The organism is Sphingomonas sp. R86520 (assembly GCF_042466285.1).
Classification (GTDB): Bacteria; Pseudomonadota; Alphaproteobacteria; order Sphingomonadales; family Sphingomonadaceae; genus Sphingomonas.
In genome coordinates, this window is sequence record NZ_JAXHBZ010000001.1 from 2,734,174 (window position 1) to 2,753,433 (window position 19,260).

The following is a 19,260-nucleotide window of genomic DNA, read 5'->3' on the forward strand; positions in this document are numbered from 1 at the left end:
CCCCGGGCGCCGCAGACGCATCCTTGGGCCCAATTATACGACCACGTGCCATCTGGCATTTCGGCCGCGAACCGAGCATGTCGCGCGGGACCACCGCGCGCATCTGCGCCGACCTCTTTGCTGACGGGAAACCTGAACCCATGTCGACCTTCCTTTCCGCCGCTCGCCTCCTGCTGGTCGGCACCTGCCTTACATCGGCTCTGTCGGCACCGGCCTGGGCCGACCCGATGGCGACGGTCGACCGCAACGGCAGCCTGGTCGCGATAGAGCCCTATGCGCCGAACATCGTCCGCGTCACGATCTCGCTCGATCGTGCGCTGGCCGACGCGCCGCCGGGCGAGGGCCCCAACGCGAAGTCGGACGCGACCGGCTGGACGCACCGCACCGACGCGAGCGGGGACGTCTTCACGTCGAACGCGGTATCGCTGACGGTCGCTGCGCAGCCCTGGCCCAAGGCGCCGACGCAGATGCAGCGCTATTTCGCGCCGTCGCTGCCGCCCGTCTCGATCGCCGTGCGCAAGCCTGACGGTCGCATGGTCGCCGAGATGACCGGCTGGGAAATGTCGCCGCAGACCGTGAACGGTGAAAAGACGTTCCGCGTCGGCGCAAGCTTCGCGGTGCAGCCGAACGAGCATTATTACGGGCTCGGCCAGAACCAGGAAGGCGTGCTCGATCTCAAGGGTCGTACGATCGACTGCCGCCACAATTACGATGCGCCGGCAGGCGAAACGGTGTGCGTGCCGTTCATGGTGACGAACAAGGGGTACGGCATCGTCTGGGACAATGCCTCGGCGACCACCGTTTCCCCCGGCCTGTCGAGTTCGACGCACTGGCAGTCGAACGTCGGCGAGCGCGTGTCGTTCTTCGTCATCACCGGCGACACGACCGACGAACTCTACGCCGGTTACGCCAAGCTGACCGGTGCGACGCCGCTGCCGCCAAAGGCCGCGTTCGGGCTGATCCAGTCGAAGGCCCGCTACGAGACGCAAGCCGAACTGCTCGACATCGCCAAGGGGTATCGCACGCGCGGCCTGCCGCTCGACGTGATGGTGCTCGACTGGTTCTACTGGTCGCGGATGGGGCAGCTGGACATCGACCGGACCTATTTCCCCGATCCCAAGGGCATGAACGACACGCTGAAGAGCATGGGGATGCATTCGATCATCAGCGTGTGGCCGCGATTCGAGAAGGAATCGCGCTATTTCAACTTCCTCGGCACCAAGGGGTGGCTGCTGAAGGACAAGGACGGCGGTGTGGTCGACGGCCTGCCGATCCGTTCTGACCGTGCCGGCGCGCTGCTCGATTCGACCAATCCGGACGCCCGCGCCTGGTTCTGGGATCGGATCCGCGACAATATCGCGTCGCAGGGCTTCGACTGGTTCTGGCTCGACGAGACCGAGCCGGACTTGGTCCCGGACGGCAATTTCTTCTCGATCGGATCGGGTGATCGGTATCACAACCTGTATCCGCTGGTGCACACGCAGAGCGTCGCTGAAGGCTCCGCGCGCGACCGGCCCGACTTTCGCAACCTGATCCTCGCGCGGGCGGCCTATCTCGGTACGCAGCGCAACGGCGCGCTGTTCTGGTCGTCGGACGTGCAGGCGAACTGGGAAACGCTGCACCGCCAGGTTCCCGCGGGGCTCGGCTTTACCGCGACCGGCATGGCCTATTGGAGCAGCGACACGGGCGGCTGGCAGTATCCGAACGGGCCGAAGGCGGAGCATGCGCCGCTGCTCGATCCGGCCGGCGCGACGGCGATGCCGCCGAGCTACACCGACTATCCCGAGCTGTTCACGCGCTGGTTCGCCTATAACAGCTTCACGCCGACGCTGCGGATACACGGCCAGCGCCCAGCGACCGCGCTGTGGGATTATGGCACGGCGGCCGAGCCGGTGCTCGCCGGTTTCCTGAAGCTGCGCTACGCGCTGATCCCGTATCTCTATTCACTCGGCTACCAGACCTACAGGACCGGTGCGCCGTTCATGCGCGCGCTGTTCATGGACTTCCCCAACGATCCGGCCGTCGCGACGATCGGCGACGAATATATGTTCGGGCCCGCCTTCCTGGTCGCGCCGGTTACCGAGCAGGGCGTCACCAGCCGCAAGGTCTATCTGCCGGCGGGTTCCGAATGGTATGATTATTGGACCGATCAGCGCTATGCGGGTGGCCAGACGATCGACGCTGCGGCGCCGATCGACCGCATCCCGCTGTTCGTCCGTGCGGGGTCGATCGTGCCGATGGGCGTACAGGTGCCGAGCACCGCGACCAAGCAGGCGCTCGAGACGATCAAGGTCTATCCGGGCCGCGATGCGAGCTTCACGCTGTACGACGACGACGGCGTCACCAACGGCTACAAGAATGGGGCGGGCAAGAAGGGTGCGGGATCGAGCGCGGTGCTGCGCTGGAACGACGCGGCGGGGACGCTGACCGCATCGGGTCCGCTGCCGACCGGGCAGGACGTCAGGACGCTGGTGAAGGTCGTGGCTCCGCGCCAGCCCGGAACGGCTGCACGCTGACGTGACTGGGGCGGGAGGGTCCGAGGATCCGCCCGCCCCGACATTCCGATAGTCTAGATCGGCTCAGCCGTGCAGCGACCTGCGGAACGTCTCCGGCAGGAACACCAGCCCGACCACTGCCGTCACCGCGCAGGCGACGATCGGGTACCAGAGCCCGTAATAAACATCCCCGGTGGCCGCGACCATCGCGAACGCCGCGGTCGGCAGGAATCCGCCGAACCAGCCATTGCCGATATGATAGGGCAGCGACATCGACGTGTAGCGGATCCGTGTCGGGAACAACTCGACCAGCAGCGCCGCGATCGGGCCGTAGACCATCGTCACGTACAGCACGAGGATGACCAGGATCGCGACGACCATCGGCTTGTTGATCTGCGCGGGGTCCGCCTTTTCGGGATAGCCTACCGCGGTCAGCGCGGTCTTTACTTCGGCACCGAACGCCTTGATCGCCGCCGCTTTCTCCGGCCCGGAAACGACCGCCGGGTCGACGACCGGGATCGTCGCGCCGCCGATATGAATCTGTGCGACGGTGCCCGCGGGTACGACGACGTTGGTATAGGATATGCCGGCCTTCGCCAGATAGGCCTTGGCGATGTCGCATGAACTGCGATCGAACTTGTTCTTGCCGACCGGATCGAACTGCACCGAACATTCGGCGGGGTTGGCGACGACCGCCACCGGCGACGATTCCTGCGCGGCATAAAGCGCCGGGTTGGCCGCCTTCGACAGCGCGTGGAACAGCGGCATGTAGGTCAGCGCGGCGAGCGCGCAGCCGGTCAGGATGATGTATTTCCGCCCGACCTTGTCGGACAGCCAGCCGAACAGGATGAACGCAGGCGTGGCGATCAACAGTGCGATCGCGATCAGGATATTGGTGGTCGGCCCGTCGACGCGCAGGTTCTTTTCGAGGAAAAACAACGCGTAAAACTGGCTGGTGTAGAACACGACGCCCTGCCCGACGACCGCACCGAACAACGCGATCAGCACGACCTTTAAATTGCTCCACTGCCCGAACGCCTCGGTCAGCGGCGCCTTCGAGGTCTTGCCCTCGTCCTTCATCTTCTGGAACACCGGGCTCTCTTCGAGCTGCATGCGGATCCAGAGCGACACCGCCAGCAGCGCGATCGAGACGATGAACGGGATCCGCCAGCCCCACGCCGCGAACGCCTCTTCGCCGACCAGGGTCCGCACGCCGATCACGATCAGCAGCGCCGCGAACAGGCCGAGCGAGGCGGTGGTCTGGATGAAGCTGGTGAACAGCCCGCGCTTGTTGTCGGGCGCATGCTCGGCGACATAGGTCGCGGCACCACCATATTCGCCGCCGAGCGCAAGGCCCTGCAACAGGCGTAACACGACCAGCGCGATCGGCGCGGCGACGCCGACCGACGCGTAGCTGGGGAGCAGGCCGACGAGGAAGGTCGACAGGCCCATGATCGCCATCGTGACCAGGAACGTGTTCTTGCGCCCGACGACGTCGCCGATCCGCCCGAACACCAGCGCACCGAATGGCCGCACCGCGAACCCCGCCGCAAACGCAGCGAGTGCGAAGATGAAGCCGGTGGTTTCGTTCACGCCCGAGAAGAACTGCGCGGTGATGATCGTCGCGAGCAGGCCGTAGAGGTAGAAATCATACCATTCGAACACCGCGCCCAGCGACGAGGCGATGATGATCAACGGCTGGCTCTGCGTGACGCGACCGGGTGGGGAAACGTCCCCTGTTGTCGTAGCTATGACGATGTCCTCTCGGATGGCGCGATCATGCGTCAGAAGGAATAGCGGGCCGCGAATTCGCCGCGGTCCATCTTGCCCACCTCCCCGTCGACCAACGTACGTTCGGCGTGACGAAATTCGACGCCGAGATCGACGGCCTTGACCGGCGAGTAGAAGAGATTGGCGGAGGCGCTCCACGTGGAATCGCTCGCGCCGATCGGCACCGCGCCGGTCGGATAGTCGATCCCCTGGACGCTGCCGGTGAAGGTCGAGCGCAGCTTGTCGGTCCAACCGAGCTTGAGTGCCGCAAAGCCCGCGGTGAGACTTGGTGTCTGCAACCGCATGCCTACCAACGGCACGAACACCGCATCCGGCGCGAGGTTGAGGCCGACGTAGCGGCCGATACCGTCGCCGTGCGTCACCATGAAGCGGATGTCGGAACGGCCGTTCTCGTCGAGCGGGACCTTGCCCGCGAACGATACGCCCCACCCGGTCGCGGATTCGTTCAACGCTCCGGTATCGATCGTCAGCTTGCGGCCGAGCCCCGCCAATGAGAATTCACCGAACGCGGTCTTGTAGTTCAGCCGCGCGGTAATGTCGGGCAAGCGGTCGTCGGCATTCTCGACGATCGTGGCCGACGCGACACTGGTCGACGAAGTCTCGGGGTTTTCCGCCGCGACCGACAGCGACAGCGCATCGCTCAGCTTGCGCGTGTAGCGGATCTGCGGCTGGCGAACGAACACGGTGCCTTCCGTCGGCCCGATCAAGTCGGTGGTCTCCGGCAGCGCACCGACATACTGAAAGTTCGACCAGTCCTGGCCGAACAACCAATCGTCGTAGACGAAGAACGCACGCCGTAGACCCAGGTCATAGCCATTGGTGGCCCGCTGGTTTCCCTGGGTACCAGGAACGACCTGGAAATCGAGTTCGACAAGGCCTTTCAGCGTGTGGCCGGCGATCGGCGTCTCGGTGGAGAGGACGAGCCGCGTCTGCTTGACGTGACCCTCGACGCTATCGCCTTCGTTCCGGCCGCCGACCGGAGTCATGCTCGGAAAATAGAAATCGCGACCGACCGATTCCGGCGCGATGTTGCCGCCGCTATACCGGCTGACCGAGGCATAGGCCTTGATGAAGCCGTTCAGCTTGACCGTGGTACCGGCGACCTTGAAGCCATCGGTCGAAGCGGTCGCTGGCCCCGTAGGCTTGGTTGCGGCGAGTGCGGTCGCGGTACTCGGACCGTTCGGCCGAGGTGCCGTCGGTGAAGACACCACCTCGGTCGGCGCGATCGGCGCCGAACCCGCACTGGGCGACGACGACGGAGACTGGGCTGGGGACGGCGTGGCGGACGCCGTAGCCCGGGCCGCGTTCAACTCGCCGCGCAAATCCTGGACCGCTGCCTCGAGCGCCTTGAGCCGGGTCTCGAGTTCGATTTCGCGCGCCGTCTGCGCCTGCGCGGCGGTGGGCGCCAAGCCCATCAACGCCGTGCCAGAAAGCAAGGCCGTCAGGGCCATCCGTGTCTTGAACGCCATACTTCTCATCCCTGCTTCGCTCTCCACTGGTCTGACGCGCGGATATAGGCTGCGTCATCATGCCGGATTGCGATCCGGCGTCCACCCCTTACTGCGATTGGGGGTGATTGTCCGAACACGACCGTCTAAAGCGCGCCGAAAAGGAGAGCCAGATGACCGAGGCCAGCTATCCCGTCCCCGCAGAGTGGGCAAAAGACGCGCTGATCGATGCCGCTGCCTATGACCGAATGTACGCGGAGGCCGCGACCGATCCCGACGCCTTCTGGGCACGCGAGGCGAAGCGGCTCGACTGGATCGTGGCACCGACCAGGATCAAGGACACCTCGTTCGACGAGAGCGATTTCCACATCCGCTGGTTCGAGGACGGCCAGCTCAACGTCGCCGCCAATTGCGTCGATCGCCACGCGGACACGCGCCCCGACGCGACGGCGATCTTGTGGGAGGGCGACGACCCCGCCGACGCCCGTGCGATTACCTACGCCGAACTCCGCGACGAAGTATCGAGGCTCGGCAACGCGCTGAAGGCGCGCGGCGTTCGGAAGGGCGACCGCGTCACGATCTACATGCCGATGATTCCCGAAGCGGCATTCGCAATGCTCGCCTGCGCGCGGATCGGCGCGATCCACTCGGTGGTGTTCGGCGGCTTCTCGCCCGAGAGCCTGTGCAACCGCATCCACGACTGCGACAGCCGCATCGTCATCACCGCCGACGAGGGCTTGCGCGGCGGCAAGACCATCCCGCTGAAGGCCAATGTCGACGCGGCGCTGAGCCACGCGAACCTCGCGGTCGAGACCGTCATCGTCGTCCGCCGCACCGGTGGCGCCGTGACGATGACCGAAGGCCGCGACTGCTGGTACCATGCGTGCATCGCCGGCCAGTCCACCGACTGCGTGCCCGAACCGATGGGCGCCGAGGACCCGCTGTTCATTCTCTATACCAGCGGCTCGACCGGCCAGCCCAAGGGCGTGCTGCACACCAGTGGCGGCTATCTCGTCTGGGCGTCGATGACGCACGAATACGTCTTCAACTACCGCCCCGGCGAGATCTTCTGGTGCGCCGCCGACGTCGGCTGGGTCACCGGCCACACCTACACGCTGTACGGCGCGCTCGCGAACGGCGCGACGACCGTGATGTTCGAGGGCGTACCCAACTACCCCGACCACAGCCGCTTCTGGCAGATCGTCGACAAATATCAGGTCAACATCCTGTACACCGCACCGACCGCCCTCCGGTCGCTGATGCGCGAGGGCGACGACTGGGTCACGCGCACCAGCCGCAAGTCGCTGCGCCTGCTCGGTTCGGTCGGCGAACCGATCAATCCCGAGGCATGGAACTGGTATCACAACGTCGTCGGCGACGGCCGTTGCCCGATCGTCGACACGTGGTGGCAGACCGAGACCGGCGGTCACATGATCAGCCCCCTGCCCGGTGCTACCGCTTTGAAACCCGGCAGCGCGACCAAACCGTTGTTCGGCGTTGTCCCCGAACTCGTCGATGCCGACGGCAAGGTCCTCGATGGCGCGGTGGAGGGCAATCTCGTCATCGCCGATAGCTGGCCGGGCCAGATGCGGACCGTGTGGAACGATCACGCACGGTTCTTTCAGACCTATTTCTCGACCTACCTCGGCAAGTATTTTACCGGCGATGGCTGCCGTCGCGACGAGGACGGCTATTACTGGATCACCGGCCGCGTCGACGACGTGATCAACGTCAGCGGCCACCGAATGGGCACCGCCGAAGTCGAAAGCGCCCTGGTCGCGCATGCGAAGGTCGCCGAGGCGGCGGTCGTCGGCATGCCGCACGACGTGAAGGGTCAGGGCATCTATGCCTATGTCACGCTCAACGCGAACGCGGAGTCTAGCGAAGACCTGCGCAAGGAGCTCGTTCAATGGGTCCGCCGCGAGATCGGGCCGATCGCGACACCCGACATCCTACAGTTCGCGCCTGCCTTGCCCAAGACGCGCTCGGGCAAGATCATGCGCCGTATCCTGCGCAAGATCGCGGAGAACCAGCTCGATCAATTGGGCGATACGTCGACGCTAGCCGATCCCGCCGTCGTCGATGCGCTGATCGCCGGCCGCAACGAGGCCACCGCCGCACCGGCATGACGCGCACGCGTCTCGCAGATGGCGGCGGAGCTTTGGAGGCACTTGGGATAAACCAGCAACGATCCCGGTGCCTCCGGCGGCCCTAGTCCGCCGCCGTCGCGAACCAGATGACGTGCCTTGGACCTTTTCCGTTGCTCCGCGCGCGAACGACGACCTCGTCGGTACGGAAGCCCGACTGCGTGAGGCGGCGCGTGAAGACCGGATCCGGGGCGGCGGACCAGATCGCCAGAATGCCGCCGGGTGCGAGTGCTCGCTTCGCCGCGGTCAGCCCGCGTGCCGAATACAGCCGGTTGTTGTCGCTTCGGGTCAGTCCGTCGGGCCCGTTGTCCACGTCGAGCAGGATGGCATCATAGACGGACGCACCTTGCGCGATGACCGCGGCCACGTCGCCTTGGATCAGCTCGACGCGCGGGTCGTCGAGACAGCCCGCCATCAGCGTCGCCATCGGGCCCCGCGCCCATTCGATGATCTCGGGCACCAGTTCGACCACCGTGATCCGAGCGGTATGGTCGAGTACCGCGAGTGCCGCACGCAACGTGAACCCCATGCCGTAGCCGCCGATCAACAGGTGCGCTCCCGTCCGGCCTTCGAGTCTTGCGCATGTCATGACCGCCAGCGCTTCTTCGGATCCGCTCATCCGCGTACTCATCAATTCGGCGCGATCGAGCAGGATCATGAAGTCGTCCGCCCGGCGATACAGTCTGAGTTCCTCGCTCGCACCCGGCACCGCGGCAATGGCAATCAATTCTCGTGGAGTCATCGTAGGTCCAGGTCCTTGGCATCCGAGCGCCGAGGATCGTACCACATCGACAGGAAGAAAAGGAACGACACGACGGAGCAGACTTGACGTCAGAATGGCGCCCGTGGCAGTGGTTTTCGGCATCACCGGGGAACGCCGAGCGGATTTCGGCTCGTGGCGCAACCGATGACACGCAGCCGTCTGGCTGTGATGCGGGTATAGTACAATGGTAGTACAGCAGCCTTCCAAGCTGAATACACGGGTTCGATTCCCGTTACCCGCTCCATCCCCTGCAAAAGCCCCGCTCCATCGAGCTAATTTCCGGGATGGGAAGGGAAGCGGACTGGCGGCTTTTGAGGCAGCGCGATGGAAAGCGGACTCACCCCGTAAGTGCTGACTCCCACCCATTTTCTGTAAGATCGATCTGGTCGGTTGCAAAAGCTGTGTCGAACTCCTGCTCCCATGGGAAAACGCCACGCCGATCCGGCCAAACAATCTGAAGGCATGGGAAATCGTCGCTACCGTAAAACCATCGGCTCCAGCCGAGGTGATTTCGGTAGAAGCGCTTTGCCACCGGAAAGGCATAGGCAAGAAGGTTTTCAAACGCTCTATCGGTTGGCTCGCCTACCGGCAGTGGTAACCCCGCCTTAGCCTCTCGGAATAACTCCCAGAACACGTCATGGGCTATCTCACGCTTCATGCCGAACATAATCAATTCTGGCTGACCGGTGTTCACCCACAACCCCGTAGTAAACGAGAACCCCGGCCCTTCAGTGTCGCCAAACACTGCGGTATCGAACCAGCCGTGCTCTCGGACCTTGGCTACAAACACTCGCTCGGCATCATCCAGAGCTTCATCAGGCGCGTTCAGGGCGGTTCGCATGAGCGGTCGCTAACCCTCCCGCTGAACGTCCGCAATCAGGAAGCGCAACAGCCATCCCGAATGACCTATTCTGGGCGCTCTCTGCCGGCCCTAAACGAACGCCCCGCGGTACCGACCAGACTCGGGGAATCCGATCGTTCGGCCTGAAGGCAGGCGCCATACCTGATAATGGCCAATTCCCGTTACCCGCTCCATCCCATTTCAGGCATCGATCAACCGTCCGAGCAGCGCCGCCATGCGCCTGCGGCCGAGACCGGTGAGTTGAACGTGCGATCGCCGGCCGTCACGTTCGTCGCGGGTCCGTTCGACCAGGTCGGCCTCCTGCAACAATGTCAGATACCGTAGCGCGGTAGCCGATGGTGCGCGTGCGCCGATGCAGACTGCGGAGACGCTGAGCCGGTGGCCTTCATGGTCGGAGATGAACAGATCGAGCAGGATATCCCAAGCCGGTTCCGAGAACAGCGCCTCGCCGAGCAGCGCGTCGCGAACCTTGCGGAGCTCGTAGAGCCGCTTGGCCATGTCGACCAATGCGAGATCGGATACGGGAAGGGACACCTGGCGCTGCGTGGAAATGGCAGGCGCCATGGCAAATGCGAAGGTCATAAACATCTTCCGAATTCGCTTAACGCGTAGTCGGGTCCTGGTGGCTCCAGTCGAGATCCCAGCCTCGAGCCCGGATCCGCTGCGAATGCCTGACAGTCCCGATCACGAGAAGCAGAACGATGGGATAGCTCCAGACGGCGGAAAGGACCGCATAAACGAGGCGGATCACGTCAGGACTGATCGCCCTGGCCAGATGCGCACCCGTGCCCAGCGCATGAAGCGCGGTAACCCAGGCCGGCCAGAACCGATCGGCGTGCAACGTGATCGTGATCATCACCGCCAGCAGGATCAGGTCGATGATCATCACGCCGACCTCCAATCCTGCGAACAGGACGGGGGTATCGCGCTGGACCATTCCGGTCGACGCCGCCGCAAGCAGCAGCGCCAACGCCGTCAGCCGCTCCGGCGCCCCGCCCCGCAGGAACGCGTAGCCGGACGCCGCAATCTGAATCGCGTAGAACAACCAGACCCGATCCAACTCTTATCTCCGAAGCAGGACCGAGAGCGGCCGTTCAGGCAACTGCGGCCAGGCGGACCGGGGCAACCTGGTCCGCAACGTCACGCAGCGCGCCTTCGTTCGGCGGGCACGGGGCCGTGTCGCCATATCCATAAAACCGGCCAAGACCGATCTCGGTATGGACATCCACCAGCGCGCGGTGCGCCTCGACGAAGCGCTGTCGCGCGTTGATGATGTCGAACGAAGCCTGGGAGACCATCTGCAGCGCGGCGGCGCCCGTGCCGACCGGCAGATTGGCGGCCGCACGCTCCTGCAGCAGCGTCGTCATGCACGACGCGGTGAGCATTGCCGCCTCGTCGACCGCGGCTTCTGCTTTCAGGAAATCACTGGCCACCCTGTCGGCAGCCTGACGCCGTTGCCTCAACATCGAAATCTCTCCCCTTGGCGCCGACGTTGCGGTGCCGTGTACGGGAGCGCTGCGGTCACGGTTGGATCGCAACAGGGTGGTCAACGTCATCGCCATGTTCACGACCGCCATCGAGGTGACAGCGATCAAACCCATGAGCACGAGAAGTCGTACTGCCCTGTCGCCGATCGAGAACCGGTTTCGCGCCACCCCCATAAATCCGCTGTTCCCGGACATTCCGAGGAAGCGGCGAACAAGCCCCCACGGCTCGATCTGGACCCCGTTTGAGGGCTGGCCGGGGGTGATGGGAATGTCGATTGGTTCGGATGGTAGCCGTTCGTATGTCGCAGGCGGGCCACTCCATGACGGCCCGGCAGCGGGACCGGCTGCGTCGACATCCAGCCGCTCGTGGACCAGGACGCCGTCCCCGCTAGCGCCGCGTTCGTGCTGCTGCAGACGGCGCGCCGCCTCGAAGCGCGTACCGACGCCGAGAATCTGGACGGCGCGCTCGATCCGCTTGTCGATCGCTGACGGCGACACGCCGACGATCGCCGCGATCTCCTTCGAATTGTGATGCGTCAGCACGAGCCGGAGACAGGCACGTTGGGCTTCGGTCAACTGATCGATGCGGCCTTCGGTCATGGTGCTATGGTAGCGAAAACCCAAAGTGGTTGCACCTCCCGCGTGCGGCCAATCGTGGGAAATCTCCAATCATAGGATCGGTAGCATCTGCCTGATCGGGCAGGGGTGCGAGCGACGTGGACGAACGAAGGGCCGGGGATTCCTCCCCGGCCCTTCGTCTTGGTCGTCTGTTCGGAACGGAGGACCGGCGAAGCCGGCCCTTTTCGTCGGACGGGACTGGGGGCTTCGCCGCCCAGCCCGCCGGCCGTTCTGATTTCGTGTCGGAAGCAGCTTTCGCTGCCTCCGTCCGAAATCAGAAGTCCATGCCGCCCATGCCGCCCATGCCGCCGCCGCCCATGGGCATGGCGGGCTTGTCTTCGGCGAGTTCGCTCACGGCCGCTTCGGTCGTGATCAGGAGGCCTGCAACCGATGCTGCGTTCTGCAGCGCGGTGCGGACGACCTTGGTCGGATCGATCACGCCGGCTTCGACCAGGTTCTCATACGTGTCGGTCGCGGCGTTGAAGCCGATCGACGTGTCGTTGCCGTCGAGCAGCTTGCCCGAAACAACCGCACCGTCATGACCCGCATTCTGAGCGATCTGGCGAACCAGAGCAGTCAGCGACTTGCGAACGATGTCGATACCGCGCGTCTGGTCTTCGTTCGCACCGGTCAGGCCATCGAGTGCCTTAGTCGCGTACAGCAGCGCCGTACCACCACCGGGGACGATGCCTTCTTCGACGGCTGCACGGGTTGCGTGCAGGGCGTCGTCGACGCGGTCCTTGCGCTCCTTGACTTCGACTTCCGAAGACCCGCCGACCTTGATCACGGCAACGCCGCCGGCAAGCTTGGCGAGACGCTCCTGGAGCTTCTCCTTGTCGTAGTCGCTGGTCGTGTTCTCGATCTGCTGGCGGATCGCTTCGGTACGGCCCTTGATCGTGTCGTGATCGCCGGCACCGTCAACGATGACGGTGTTGTCCTTGTCGATCGTGACGCGCTTGGCGGTGCCGAGCATGCCGAGCGTGACGGTTTCAAGCTTGATGCCGAGGTCTTCCGAGATCATCTCGCCCTTGGTCAGGATCGCGATGTCCTCGAGCATCGCCTTGCGACGATCGCCGAAGCCCGGTGCCTTGACCGCTGCGACCTTCAGGCCGCCGCGCAGCTTGTTGACGACGAGCGTGGCGAGAGCCTCACCCTCGATGTCTTCTGCGATGATCAGGAGCGGACGACCCGACTGAACGACGGCTTCCAGGATCGGGAGCATCGCCTGCAGGTTCGAGAGCTTCTTCTCGTGGATCAGGATGTAGGGATCCTGAAGCTCGACCGACATCTTCTCGGGGTTGGTGATGAAGTAGGGCGACAGATAGCCGCGGTCGAACTGCATGCCCTCGACGACGTCGAGCTCGAATTCGAGACCCTTCGCTTCCTCGACGGTGATCACGCCTTCCTTGCCGACCTTCTCCATGGCTTCGGCGATCTTCTCGCCAACTTCACGGTCGCCGTTTGCCGAAATGATGCCGACCTGCGCCACTTCCTTCGAACCCGAAACCGGCTTCGAACGCGCCTTGACGTCCTCGACGACCTTGATGACGGCGAGATCGATGCCGCGCTTCAGGTCCATCGGGTTCATGCCCGCTGCAACCGACTTCATGCCCTCGCGGACGATCGCCTGCGCCAGAACCGTTGCGGTGGTCGTGCCGTCACCGGCGATGTCGTTGGTCTTCGAGGCCACTTCGCGCAGCATCTGCGCACCCATGTTCTCGAACTTGTCCTTGAGCTCGATCTCCTTGGCGACGGTGACGCCGTCCTTGGTGATGCGCGGTGCGCCGAAGCTCTTGTCGATGACGACGTTGCGGCCCTTGGGGCCCAAGGTCACCTTGACCGCGTCGGCGAGGATGTCGACGCCGCGGAGGATGCGCTCACGCGCGTCACGACCGAATTTCACGTCCTTGGAAGCCATGTCAGCTGCCCTTTCAGATGAGATATAGAAAAAGAAGGTTAAGCCGGGTTAGGCCAAGATCAGGTCTGAAAACCGATGATCCCTGAAGTCGTCGGGGTTAGCCGACGATCCCGAGGATGTCAGATTCCTTCATGATCAGAAGGTCTTCGCCGTCGACCTTGACCTCGGTGCCCGACCATTTGCCGAACAGGATCTTGTCGCCGGTCTTGACGTCGAGCGGGGTGATCGTGCCGTTCTCGGCGCGGGTCCCGGTGCCGATGGCGACGACTTCGCCTTCCTGCGGCTTTTCCTTGGCGGTGTCGGGAATGATGATGCCGCCAGCCGTCTTCTCTTCGGCTTCGAGGCGCTTCACCAGCACGCGATCATGCAACGGACGAAAGTTCATGGGGTCCATGTCCTTTTGGGATTGTGACAGATTTCTGGCACTCAGGGAGCCCGAGTGCCAACGGACGGCATATGTGCTTGCGTGTGCGGCATGTCAAAGGCCGGGAGCGGGAATTTTTTCGGGCGAGCGTGGGTTTGGGGCATCGTGGCTGAGGCGGCTGGATGACCGCGCTGCCGTTCTCCTGCGAACGCAGGAGTCCAGGGTTACGAGGTGCAGCGCTTGGGATCCTGGGCTCCTGCGTTCGCAGGAGAACAAGGCTGGGCGAGCCCACTCCGTGATGCGGATACCGCGAAAGCTGCACGCAGCCTGCCCCAGCATGCCGTCATCCTCGCGCACGCGGGGATCCATACTGGCTAGCCCATCGATAGAGGCGCCGGCGTTCGAGTTTATGGGTCCCCGCGTCCGCGGGGATGACGGATAGGGAGAGGGCCAGCACGACGACGCCCCCCCCTGTGTTGGACACGTAATACAGGGCATTTACCTCCGTCCGCGCATGCTCTAGCTCTGCTCGCATGACCGATACCGCAGCGCCGTCCTACGCCCCCTCCTACACCGACCCTGCCCGTCCCCCTCGCCGCAACTGGCGACTCGTACGCGGGGTGTGGAAGTTCCTCGTGGCGATCAAGGATGCGCTCGTCCTGATCGCCATGCTGTTGTTCTTCGGCCTGATCTTCGCGGCGCTGAATGCGCGGCCGGGAACCAAGGCGATCAAGGACGGCGCGCTGGTGCTCGACCTGAACGGCTCGATCGTCGAGCAGCCCGAGGAGCAGGCCGCGTTCGCCGCGCTGTCAGGGCAGAGCCAGACGCGCCAGTTCCGCCTGCGCGACGTGGTGCGATCGATCGATACCGCGCGCACCGATGCGCGCGTGAAGGTGGTGGTGCTCGATCTGGACAGCTTCGGCGGTGCGTATCCCGCAGCCTTGGGCGAAGTCGGCGACGCGCTGGCGCGGGTGCGGGCGAGCGGCAAGCCGGTTCTGGCTTACGCGACCGCGTACACCGATGGCGGCTACCGGCTGGCGGCGAATGCGAGCGAGGTCTGGGTCAACCCGCTGGGTGGCACGATCTTCATGGGACCGGGCGGAAATCAGCTCTATTACAAGGGCTTGATCGACAAGCTCGGCGTCAACGCGCACGTCTACCGCGTCGGCCGCTACAAGTCGTTCGTCGAGCCGTACACGCGCGCCGACCAGAGCGAAGACGCGCGCGCCGCCAGTACCGCGCTGTACGGCACGCTGTTCTCGCAGTGGCGCGAGGCCATCGCCAAGGCACGGCCCAAGGCGCAGATCGCCCAGTTCCTGAGCGCGCCCGACAAGGTCGTGCTCGCGGCGAACGGTAACATCGCCGAGGCGAATTTGCGTGCTGGCATCGTCGACAAGCTCGGCGACCGGACCGCGTTCGGCCGCCGCGTGGCGGAGATCGCCGGGAGCGACAACAACAAAGCGGCCGGCAATTTCAATACGATCAAATACGACGCGTGGGTGAAGGCCAACCCTCTCCCGACCGGCGGCGACGCGATCGGCGTGTTGACGATCGCCGGCGATATCGTCGATGGCGAGAGCGGTCCCGGCAAGGCGGCCGGCAAGACGATCGAGAAGGCGGTGCTCGACGGGCTCGCCAAGAAGACGCTGAAGGCGCTGGTCGTGCGCGTCGATTCGCCGGGCGGCTCGGTGCTGGCGTCGGAGCAGATCCGGCTCGCGATCCTCGAAGCCAAGCGGCAGAAGCTGCCGGTCGTGGTGTCGATGGGCGGCCTTGCGGCCAGCGGCGGATACTGGGTGTCGACGCCGGCCGACGTGATCTTCGCCGAGCCCGGCACGATCACCGGCTCGATCGGGATCTTCGGCGTGATCCCGACCTTCGAGAACGCGCTCGCCAAGATCGGCGTGACCAGCGACGGCGTGAAGACCACGCCGCTGTCGGGCCAGCCCGATATCGTCGGCGGCACCACGCCGATGTTCGACGCGATCGCGCAGGCCGGCATCGAGAACGGCTATCGCGAGTTCGTGAGCCGCGTGGCGGCATCGCGGAAGCTGTCGCCGGCGCGGGTGAACGAGATCGGCCAGGGACGCGTTTGGGATGGCGGCACCGCGCGCCAGATCGGACTGGTCGACCGGTTCGGCACGTTGCAGGATGCGATCGACGAGGCAGCCAAGCGCGCCAAGCTCGATCCGGCCAAGGTACATGCCGAGTATCTCGAGAAGAAGCCGGGCTTCCTCGCGACGCTCGCGCAGGATTTCGGCGACACGGGCGATGACGATGCCGCGGATGGCGCAACCGGCGGCGATGCGTTCGCGCATGTCGCGGCGGATCGGCGCCAGATGCTCGCGCGCGCGGTCGGCGACATGAAGCGGCTGGCGACGTCGGGCTCGATCCAGGCGCGCTGCCTGGAGTGCGGCGGGATGGGGCCGACCTCGGCAGGGCTCGGCGACGCGAAGCTGCTCGACCTGCTGCTCGCGCGGATCGGGTTCTGACCATGCCAGCCGGCATCGTCATTCGCGCGGCGGTGCCGGAAGATGCGGCGTCGATCGCGGCGATCTATGCGCCGCACGTGCTGGTCGGCACGGTGTCGTTCGAGACCGAGGCGCCCGACGCGCGCCAGATGCGGACGCGGATGACGGCGTCGGGCGGACTCTATCCGTGGATGGTGGCCACGGTGGGTGACGAGGGCGGCGTGCTCGCCTTTGCCTATGCCGCACGGTTCCGCGAGCGCGAGGCGTACCGGTTCGTGTGCGAGACTACCGTCTATGTCGCGGACGCGGCGCAGCGGCAGGGCGCGGGGCGGCTGTTGTACGAGGCGTTGATCGACACGTTGCGGGCGCAGGGCTTTACGCAGGCGATCGGGGTGATCGCGCTGCCGAACGATTCGTCTATTAAGCTGCACGAGGCGGTCGGGTTCCGGCGCGCGGGGGTGTACCGAGAGGTCGGCTACAAGAACGGCCAGTGGATCGACGTCGGGCACTGGCAGTGCGAGCTGAACGAGGGTTCGGTACCGCCGGTCGAGCCGAAGCGGTTTGCGGATGTCGGTGTGGTGCGGGGGTAGGGTAGCGTGCTTCCGATGGAGTTGCATTTCAACATCCGGAATCTTTAAATCCGCATCCACCAATAGAAGCACCTCCCCGGCGAAGGCCGGGGTCCAGTTGGGCAACGTCGCTGATCAAGTGTCGCGCTCAATTACCGCAGCCTCACCAACTGGGCCCCGGCCTCCGCCGGGGAGGTGGGTTGTTAAGGATGTCGTGACCGGATCAGTTCGGCGTTTCAATCAGGATTGTCGAAAGGTGAAAGGCCGCAAACCAAGTGCGGTCCCCGCCCCCTTGTTCTCCCGCGAAGGCGGGAGCCCAGTCTGGGTCCCCGCCTTCGCGGGGACACAAGCTAGAGCTCGAGACGGGTTGAGCTAGCGGCGGCCGCCATACGCCGGCAGCGCCAGGTGATAGCGGATCGCCGCTGCCCGCAGCGTGAAGCCAGCACTCGCCGCGATCATCGCCGCCCACGCCAGCGGCACGCCCAGCAACACCAGTCCAACATAGCTTGCCGCCGCCAACGCCGCCGCCGTCACATACAGCTCTGGCCGCATCAGGATCGACGGCTCCCCCGCCAGCACGTCGCGGATGATGCCGCCGACGCAGGCGGTCATCACGCCCATCAGCGCCGCGGGCACTGGCGGCACGCCGTAGCCGAGCGCCTTGGCGGCGCCGTAGACCGCATAGGCCGCGAGACCGACCGCATCGAACCAGCCGAGCGCCTCGTCCTTCCACCAGCGTTCGGGCGTCACCCAGATCAGCAGCGCGACGCCGAGGCACACGCTGGCGGCGCGCGCATCGTGCACCCAGAACACCGGCGCGCCGATCAGCAAGTCGCGTACCGTGCCGCCGCCGACGCCGGTGATCAGGCCAAAGAACACGAGCGTGACGAAGGTCTGTCCGCGCTTGGCCGCGGCGAGCGCGCCCGAGGCGGCGAACACGGCGAGCCCCGCCAGGTCGAACCACGGCGCGGCGACGGGCAGGATTTCGACGGGAAGCGGGACGGGCAGCATCGTGGCGACGTAACCGGCCTGCCATCCAGCGTAAAGCGGGACCGCGGATGGCGGGTCCTGCCAAGACATCGCGGCCTGGCGCGCATGAACACCAGCATGAACGGGGTGTTGTTTTCCGTTCATGCAACCGGCGGTATAGTCGCATCGTTACGCTATCAGATCATATCACTTGGGAGTTCAACAATGCGTAAGTTTATCCTGGCACTCGGCCTTGGCGCGATGGTCCTGCCGACCGTCCTCATCCCGGTTTCGGCTGCAGACGCCCGCGATCGTCGCGAATGGCGTGGTCGTGACGGCCGCACCTATTGCAAGAAGAACAACGGCACGACCGGTACGATCATCGGCGGCGTCGGTGGTGCACTGCTCGGCCGCACGGTCGACACCCGCGGCGACCGTACGGTCGGCACGCTGGGCGGCGCCGTGCTCGGCGGTCTCGCCGGTCGCGCGATCGACAAGGGTTCGAGCAACAACAATCGTCGTTGCCGCTAATCCGGGCGCCGCTATTTCGGTAGTCATGCGTTGGGGAAGGGCGTCGCGGGAAACCGCGGCGCCTTTTTCTCGTCCCGAAAGGATCAATGATGACCACACGCAGCGGATCGGCCAAATATGACGGCCTCGGCAAGAGCGGCAAGGGCCATGTCTCGACGCAGTCGGGCGTGCTGTCCGACAGCCCCTACGGCTTCAACACGCGGTTCGAGAACGAGCCGGGCACCAACCCCGAGGAGCTGATCGCGGCGGCGCATGCGAGTTGCTTCACGATGGCGCTGAGTTTTGCGCTTGCGGGCAAGGGCTATGAGGCTGGTACGCTGGAGACGTCGGCGAAGGTGACGCTCGACAAGGACGGCGACGGCTTCAAGATCACCAAGTCGGCGCTCACCCTGACCGCCAAGATCGACGGCATCTCGAAGGACGAGTTTGAGGCAATCGCTGCGGATGCCAAGGCGAACTGCCCGGTATCGAAGGTACTGAACGCAGAGATCACGCTGGAGCACACGCTCGCCTGACCTGCCGGGCCCGGTGGAAACACCGGGCCCTTCGTTTCAGAAGTCCAGATCGTTCAGAAGATTCCGCCGCCAATGCTGAGGCGGATCGCGAAGATGACGATCAGCACGATGTTCAGGTTACGCCCACCGCTGCTCGACGAGAGCGCGCCGACGGCGGCGCCGACGATCCCGATCGGGATGACGAGCCAGTTCATCCAGCCGAGCAACGGAATGAACGCGACGAGGCCGAGCACGAGAGTGACGAGGCCGATGAGGATCGAGACGATGTTCAGCATAAGCCGAACATGGCGAGTCGCACCGCTTCGGGCAAGATCA

The 19,260-nt window shown here is 64.9% G+C and carries 17 protein-coding genes and 1 tRNA gene; 7 read left to right on the forward strand and 11 right to left on the reverse strand.

The features are described from left to right. The first annotated feature begins 140 nt into the window (after positions 1-140). Positions 141-2,516, forward strand: a complete 2,376-nt coding sequence (locus SJY41_RS12405) for a TIM-barrel domain-containing protein (RefSeq protein WP_380782120.1) — start codon at positions 141-143, stop codon at positions 2,514-2,516. A gap of 63 nt (positions 2,517-2,579) precedes the next feature. Here the strand turns inward: SJY41_RS12405 and SJY41_RS12410 are convergent, their stop codons facing one another. Next, on the reverse strand, positions 2,580-4,247 hold the full coding sequence (locus SJY41_RS12410) for an MFS transporter (RefSeq protein ID WP_380784139.1): 1,668 nt from the start codon (positions 4,245-4,247) through the stop codon (positions 2,580-2,582). Positions 4,248-4,279: 32 nt separating this feature from the next. Next, complete coding sequence (locus SJY41_RS12415; protein WP_380782122.1) at positions 4,280-5,755, reverse strand: DcaP family trimeric outer membrane transporter; 1,476 nt, start codon at positions 5,753-5,755, stop codon at positions 4,280-4,282. Positions 5,756-5,907: 152 nt separating this feature from the next. On the opposite strand from SJY41_RS12415, the gene acs reads away from it, so the two are divergent. Further along, positions 5,908-7,863, forward strand: coding sequence for an acetate--CoA ligase (acs, locus tag SJY41_RS12420; protein WP_380782124.1), 1,956 nt, complete (start codon positions 5,908-5,910; stop codon positions 7,861-7,863). Positions 7,864-7,945: 82 nt separating this feature from the next. On the opposite strand, the gene SJY41_RS12425 is transcribed toward acs, so the two are convergent. Next, positions 7,946-8,623, reverse strand: coding sequence for a spermidine synthase (locus tag SJY41_RS12425; RefSeq protein ID WP_380782126.1), 678 nt, complete (start codon positions 8,621-8,623; stop codon positions 7,946-7,948). Positions 8,624-8,814: 191 nt separating this feature from the next. Here SJY41_RS12425 and SJY41_RS12430 point away from each other — a divergent pair. After that, a tRNA-Gly gene (locus SJY41_RS12430) sits at positions 8,815-8,888 on the forward strand. 93 nt (positions 8,889-8,981) lie between these two features. On the opposite strand, the gene SJY41_RS12435 is transcribed toward SJY41_RS12430, so the two are convergent. The 6 genes from SJY41_RS12435 to groES form a co-directional block, all read right to left on the reverse strand. Continuing rightward, complete coding sequence (locus SJY41_RS12435) at positions 8,982-9,485, reverse strand: DUF4262 domain-containing protein (protein WP_380782128.1); 504 nt, start codon at positions 9,483-9,485, stop codon at positions 8,982-8,984. A 201-nt stretch (positions 9,486-9,686) separates the two neighbouring features. Beyond that, on the reverse strand, positions 9,687-10,088 hold the full coding sequence (locus SJY41_RS12440) for a winged helix DNA-binding protein (protein WP_380782130.1): 402 nt from the start codon (positions 10,086-10,088) through the stop codon (positions 9,687-9,689). A gap of 19 nt (positions 10,089-10,107) precedes the next feature. After that, positions 10,108-10,566: a hypothetical protein gene (locus SJY41_RS12445; protein ID WP_380782132.1), complete on the reverse strand. Its 459-nt coding sequence runs from the start codon at positions 10,564-10,566 to the stop codon at positions 10,108-10,110. 34 nt (positions 10,567-10,600) lie between these two features. Beyond that, the gene (locus tag SJY41_RS12450; protein ID WP_380782134.1) at positions 10,601-11,593 is read right to left on the reverse strand and encodes a sigma factor-like helix-turn-helix DNA-binding protein; all 993 of its coding nucleotides are present in this window, start codon (positions 11,591-11,593) and stop codon (positions 10,601-10,603) included. A gap of 292 nt (positions 11,594-11,885) precedes the next feature. Beyond that, positions 11,886-13,529 (reverse strand): chaperonin GroEL, encoded by a 1,644-nt coding sequence (groL, locus tag SJY41_RS12455; RefSeq protein ID WP_380782136.1) that lies wholly within the window; start codon positions 13,527-13,529, stop codon positions 11,886-11,888. A 97-nt stretch (positions 13,530-13,626) separates the two neighbouring features. Continuing rightward, positions 13,627-13,914: a co-chaperone GroES gene (groES, locus tag SJY41_RS12460; protein WP_056052039.1), complete on the reverse strand. Its 288-nt coding sequence runs from the start codon at positions 13,912-13,914 to the stop codon at positions 13,627-13,629. A gap of 512 nt (positions 13,915-14,426) precedes the next feature. Between groES and sppA the strand changes: the two genes are divergently transcribed. Then, complete coding sequence (sppA, locus tag SJY41_RS12465; protein ID WP_380782138.1) at positions 14,427-16,382, forward strand: signal peptide peptidase SppA; 1,956 nt, start codon at positions 14,427-14,429, stop codon at positions 16,380-16,382. 2 nt (positions 16,383-16,384) lie between these two features. Then, on the forward strand, positions 16,385-16,951 hold the full coding sequence (locus tag SJY41_RS12470; RefSeq protein ID WP_380782140.1) for a GNAT family N-acetyltransferase: 567 nt from the start codon (positions 16,385-16,387) through the stop codon (positions 16,949-16,951). Between the two features lie 351 nt (positions 16,952-17,302). Here the strand turns inward: SJY41_RS12470 and SJY41_RS12475 are convergent, their stop codons facing one another. After that, positions 17,303-17,941: a trimeric intracellular cation channel family protein gene (locus SJY41_RS12475; protein WP_380782142.1), complete on the reverse strand. Its 639-nt coding sequence runs from the start codon at positions 17,939-17,941 to the stop codon at positions 17,303-17,305. Between the two features lie 183 nt (positions 17,942-18,124). Between SJY41_RS12475 and SJY41_RS12480 the strand changes: the two genes are divergently transcribed. Continuing rightward, positions 18,125-18,430, forward strand: coding sequence for a glycine zipper 2TM domain-containing protein (locus SJY41_RS12480; protein ID WP_380782144.1), 306 nt, complete (start codon positions 18,125-18,127; stop codon positions 18,428-18,430). A gap of 89 nt (positions 18,431-18,519) precedes the next feature. Then, positions 18,520-18,945, forward strand: coding sequence for an OsmC family protein (locus tag SJY41_RS12485; protein ID WP_380782146.1), 426 nt, complete (start codon positions 18,520-18,522; stop codon positions 18,943-18,945). 53 nt (positions 18,946-18,998) lie between these two features. Here SJY41_RS12485 and SJY41_RS12490 read toward each other — a convergent pair whose 3' ends face one another. Beyond that, entirely contained in the window at positions 18,999-19,220 is a 222-nt protein-coding gene (locus SJY41_RS12490; RefSeq protein WP_380782148.1) for a hypothetical protein, read from the reverse strand. Positions 19,221-19,260: the final 40 nt, after the last annotated feature.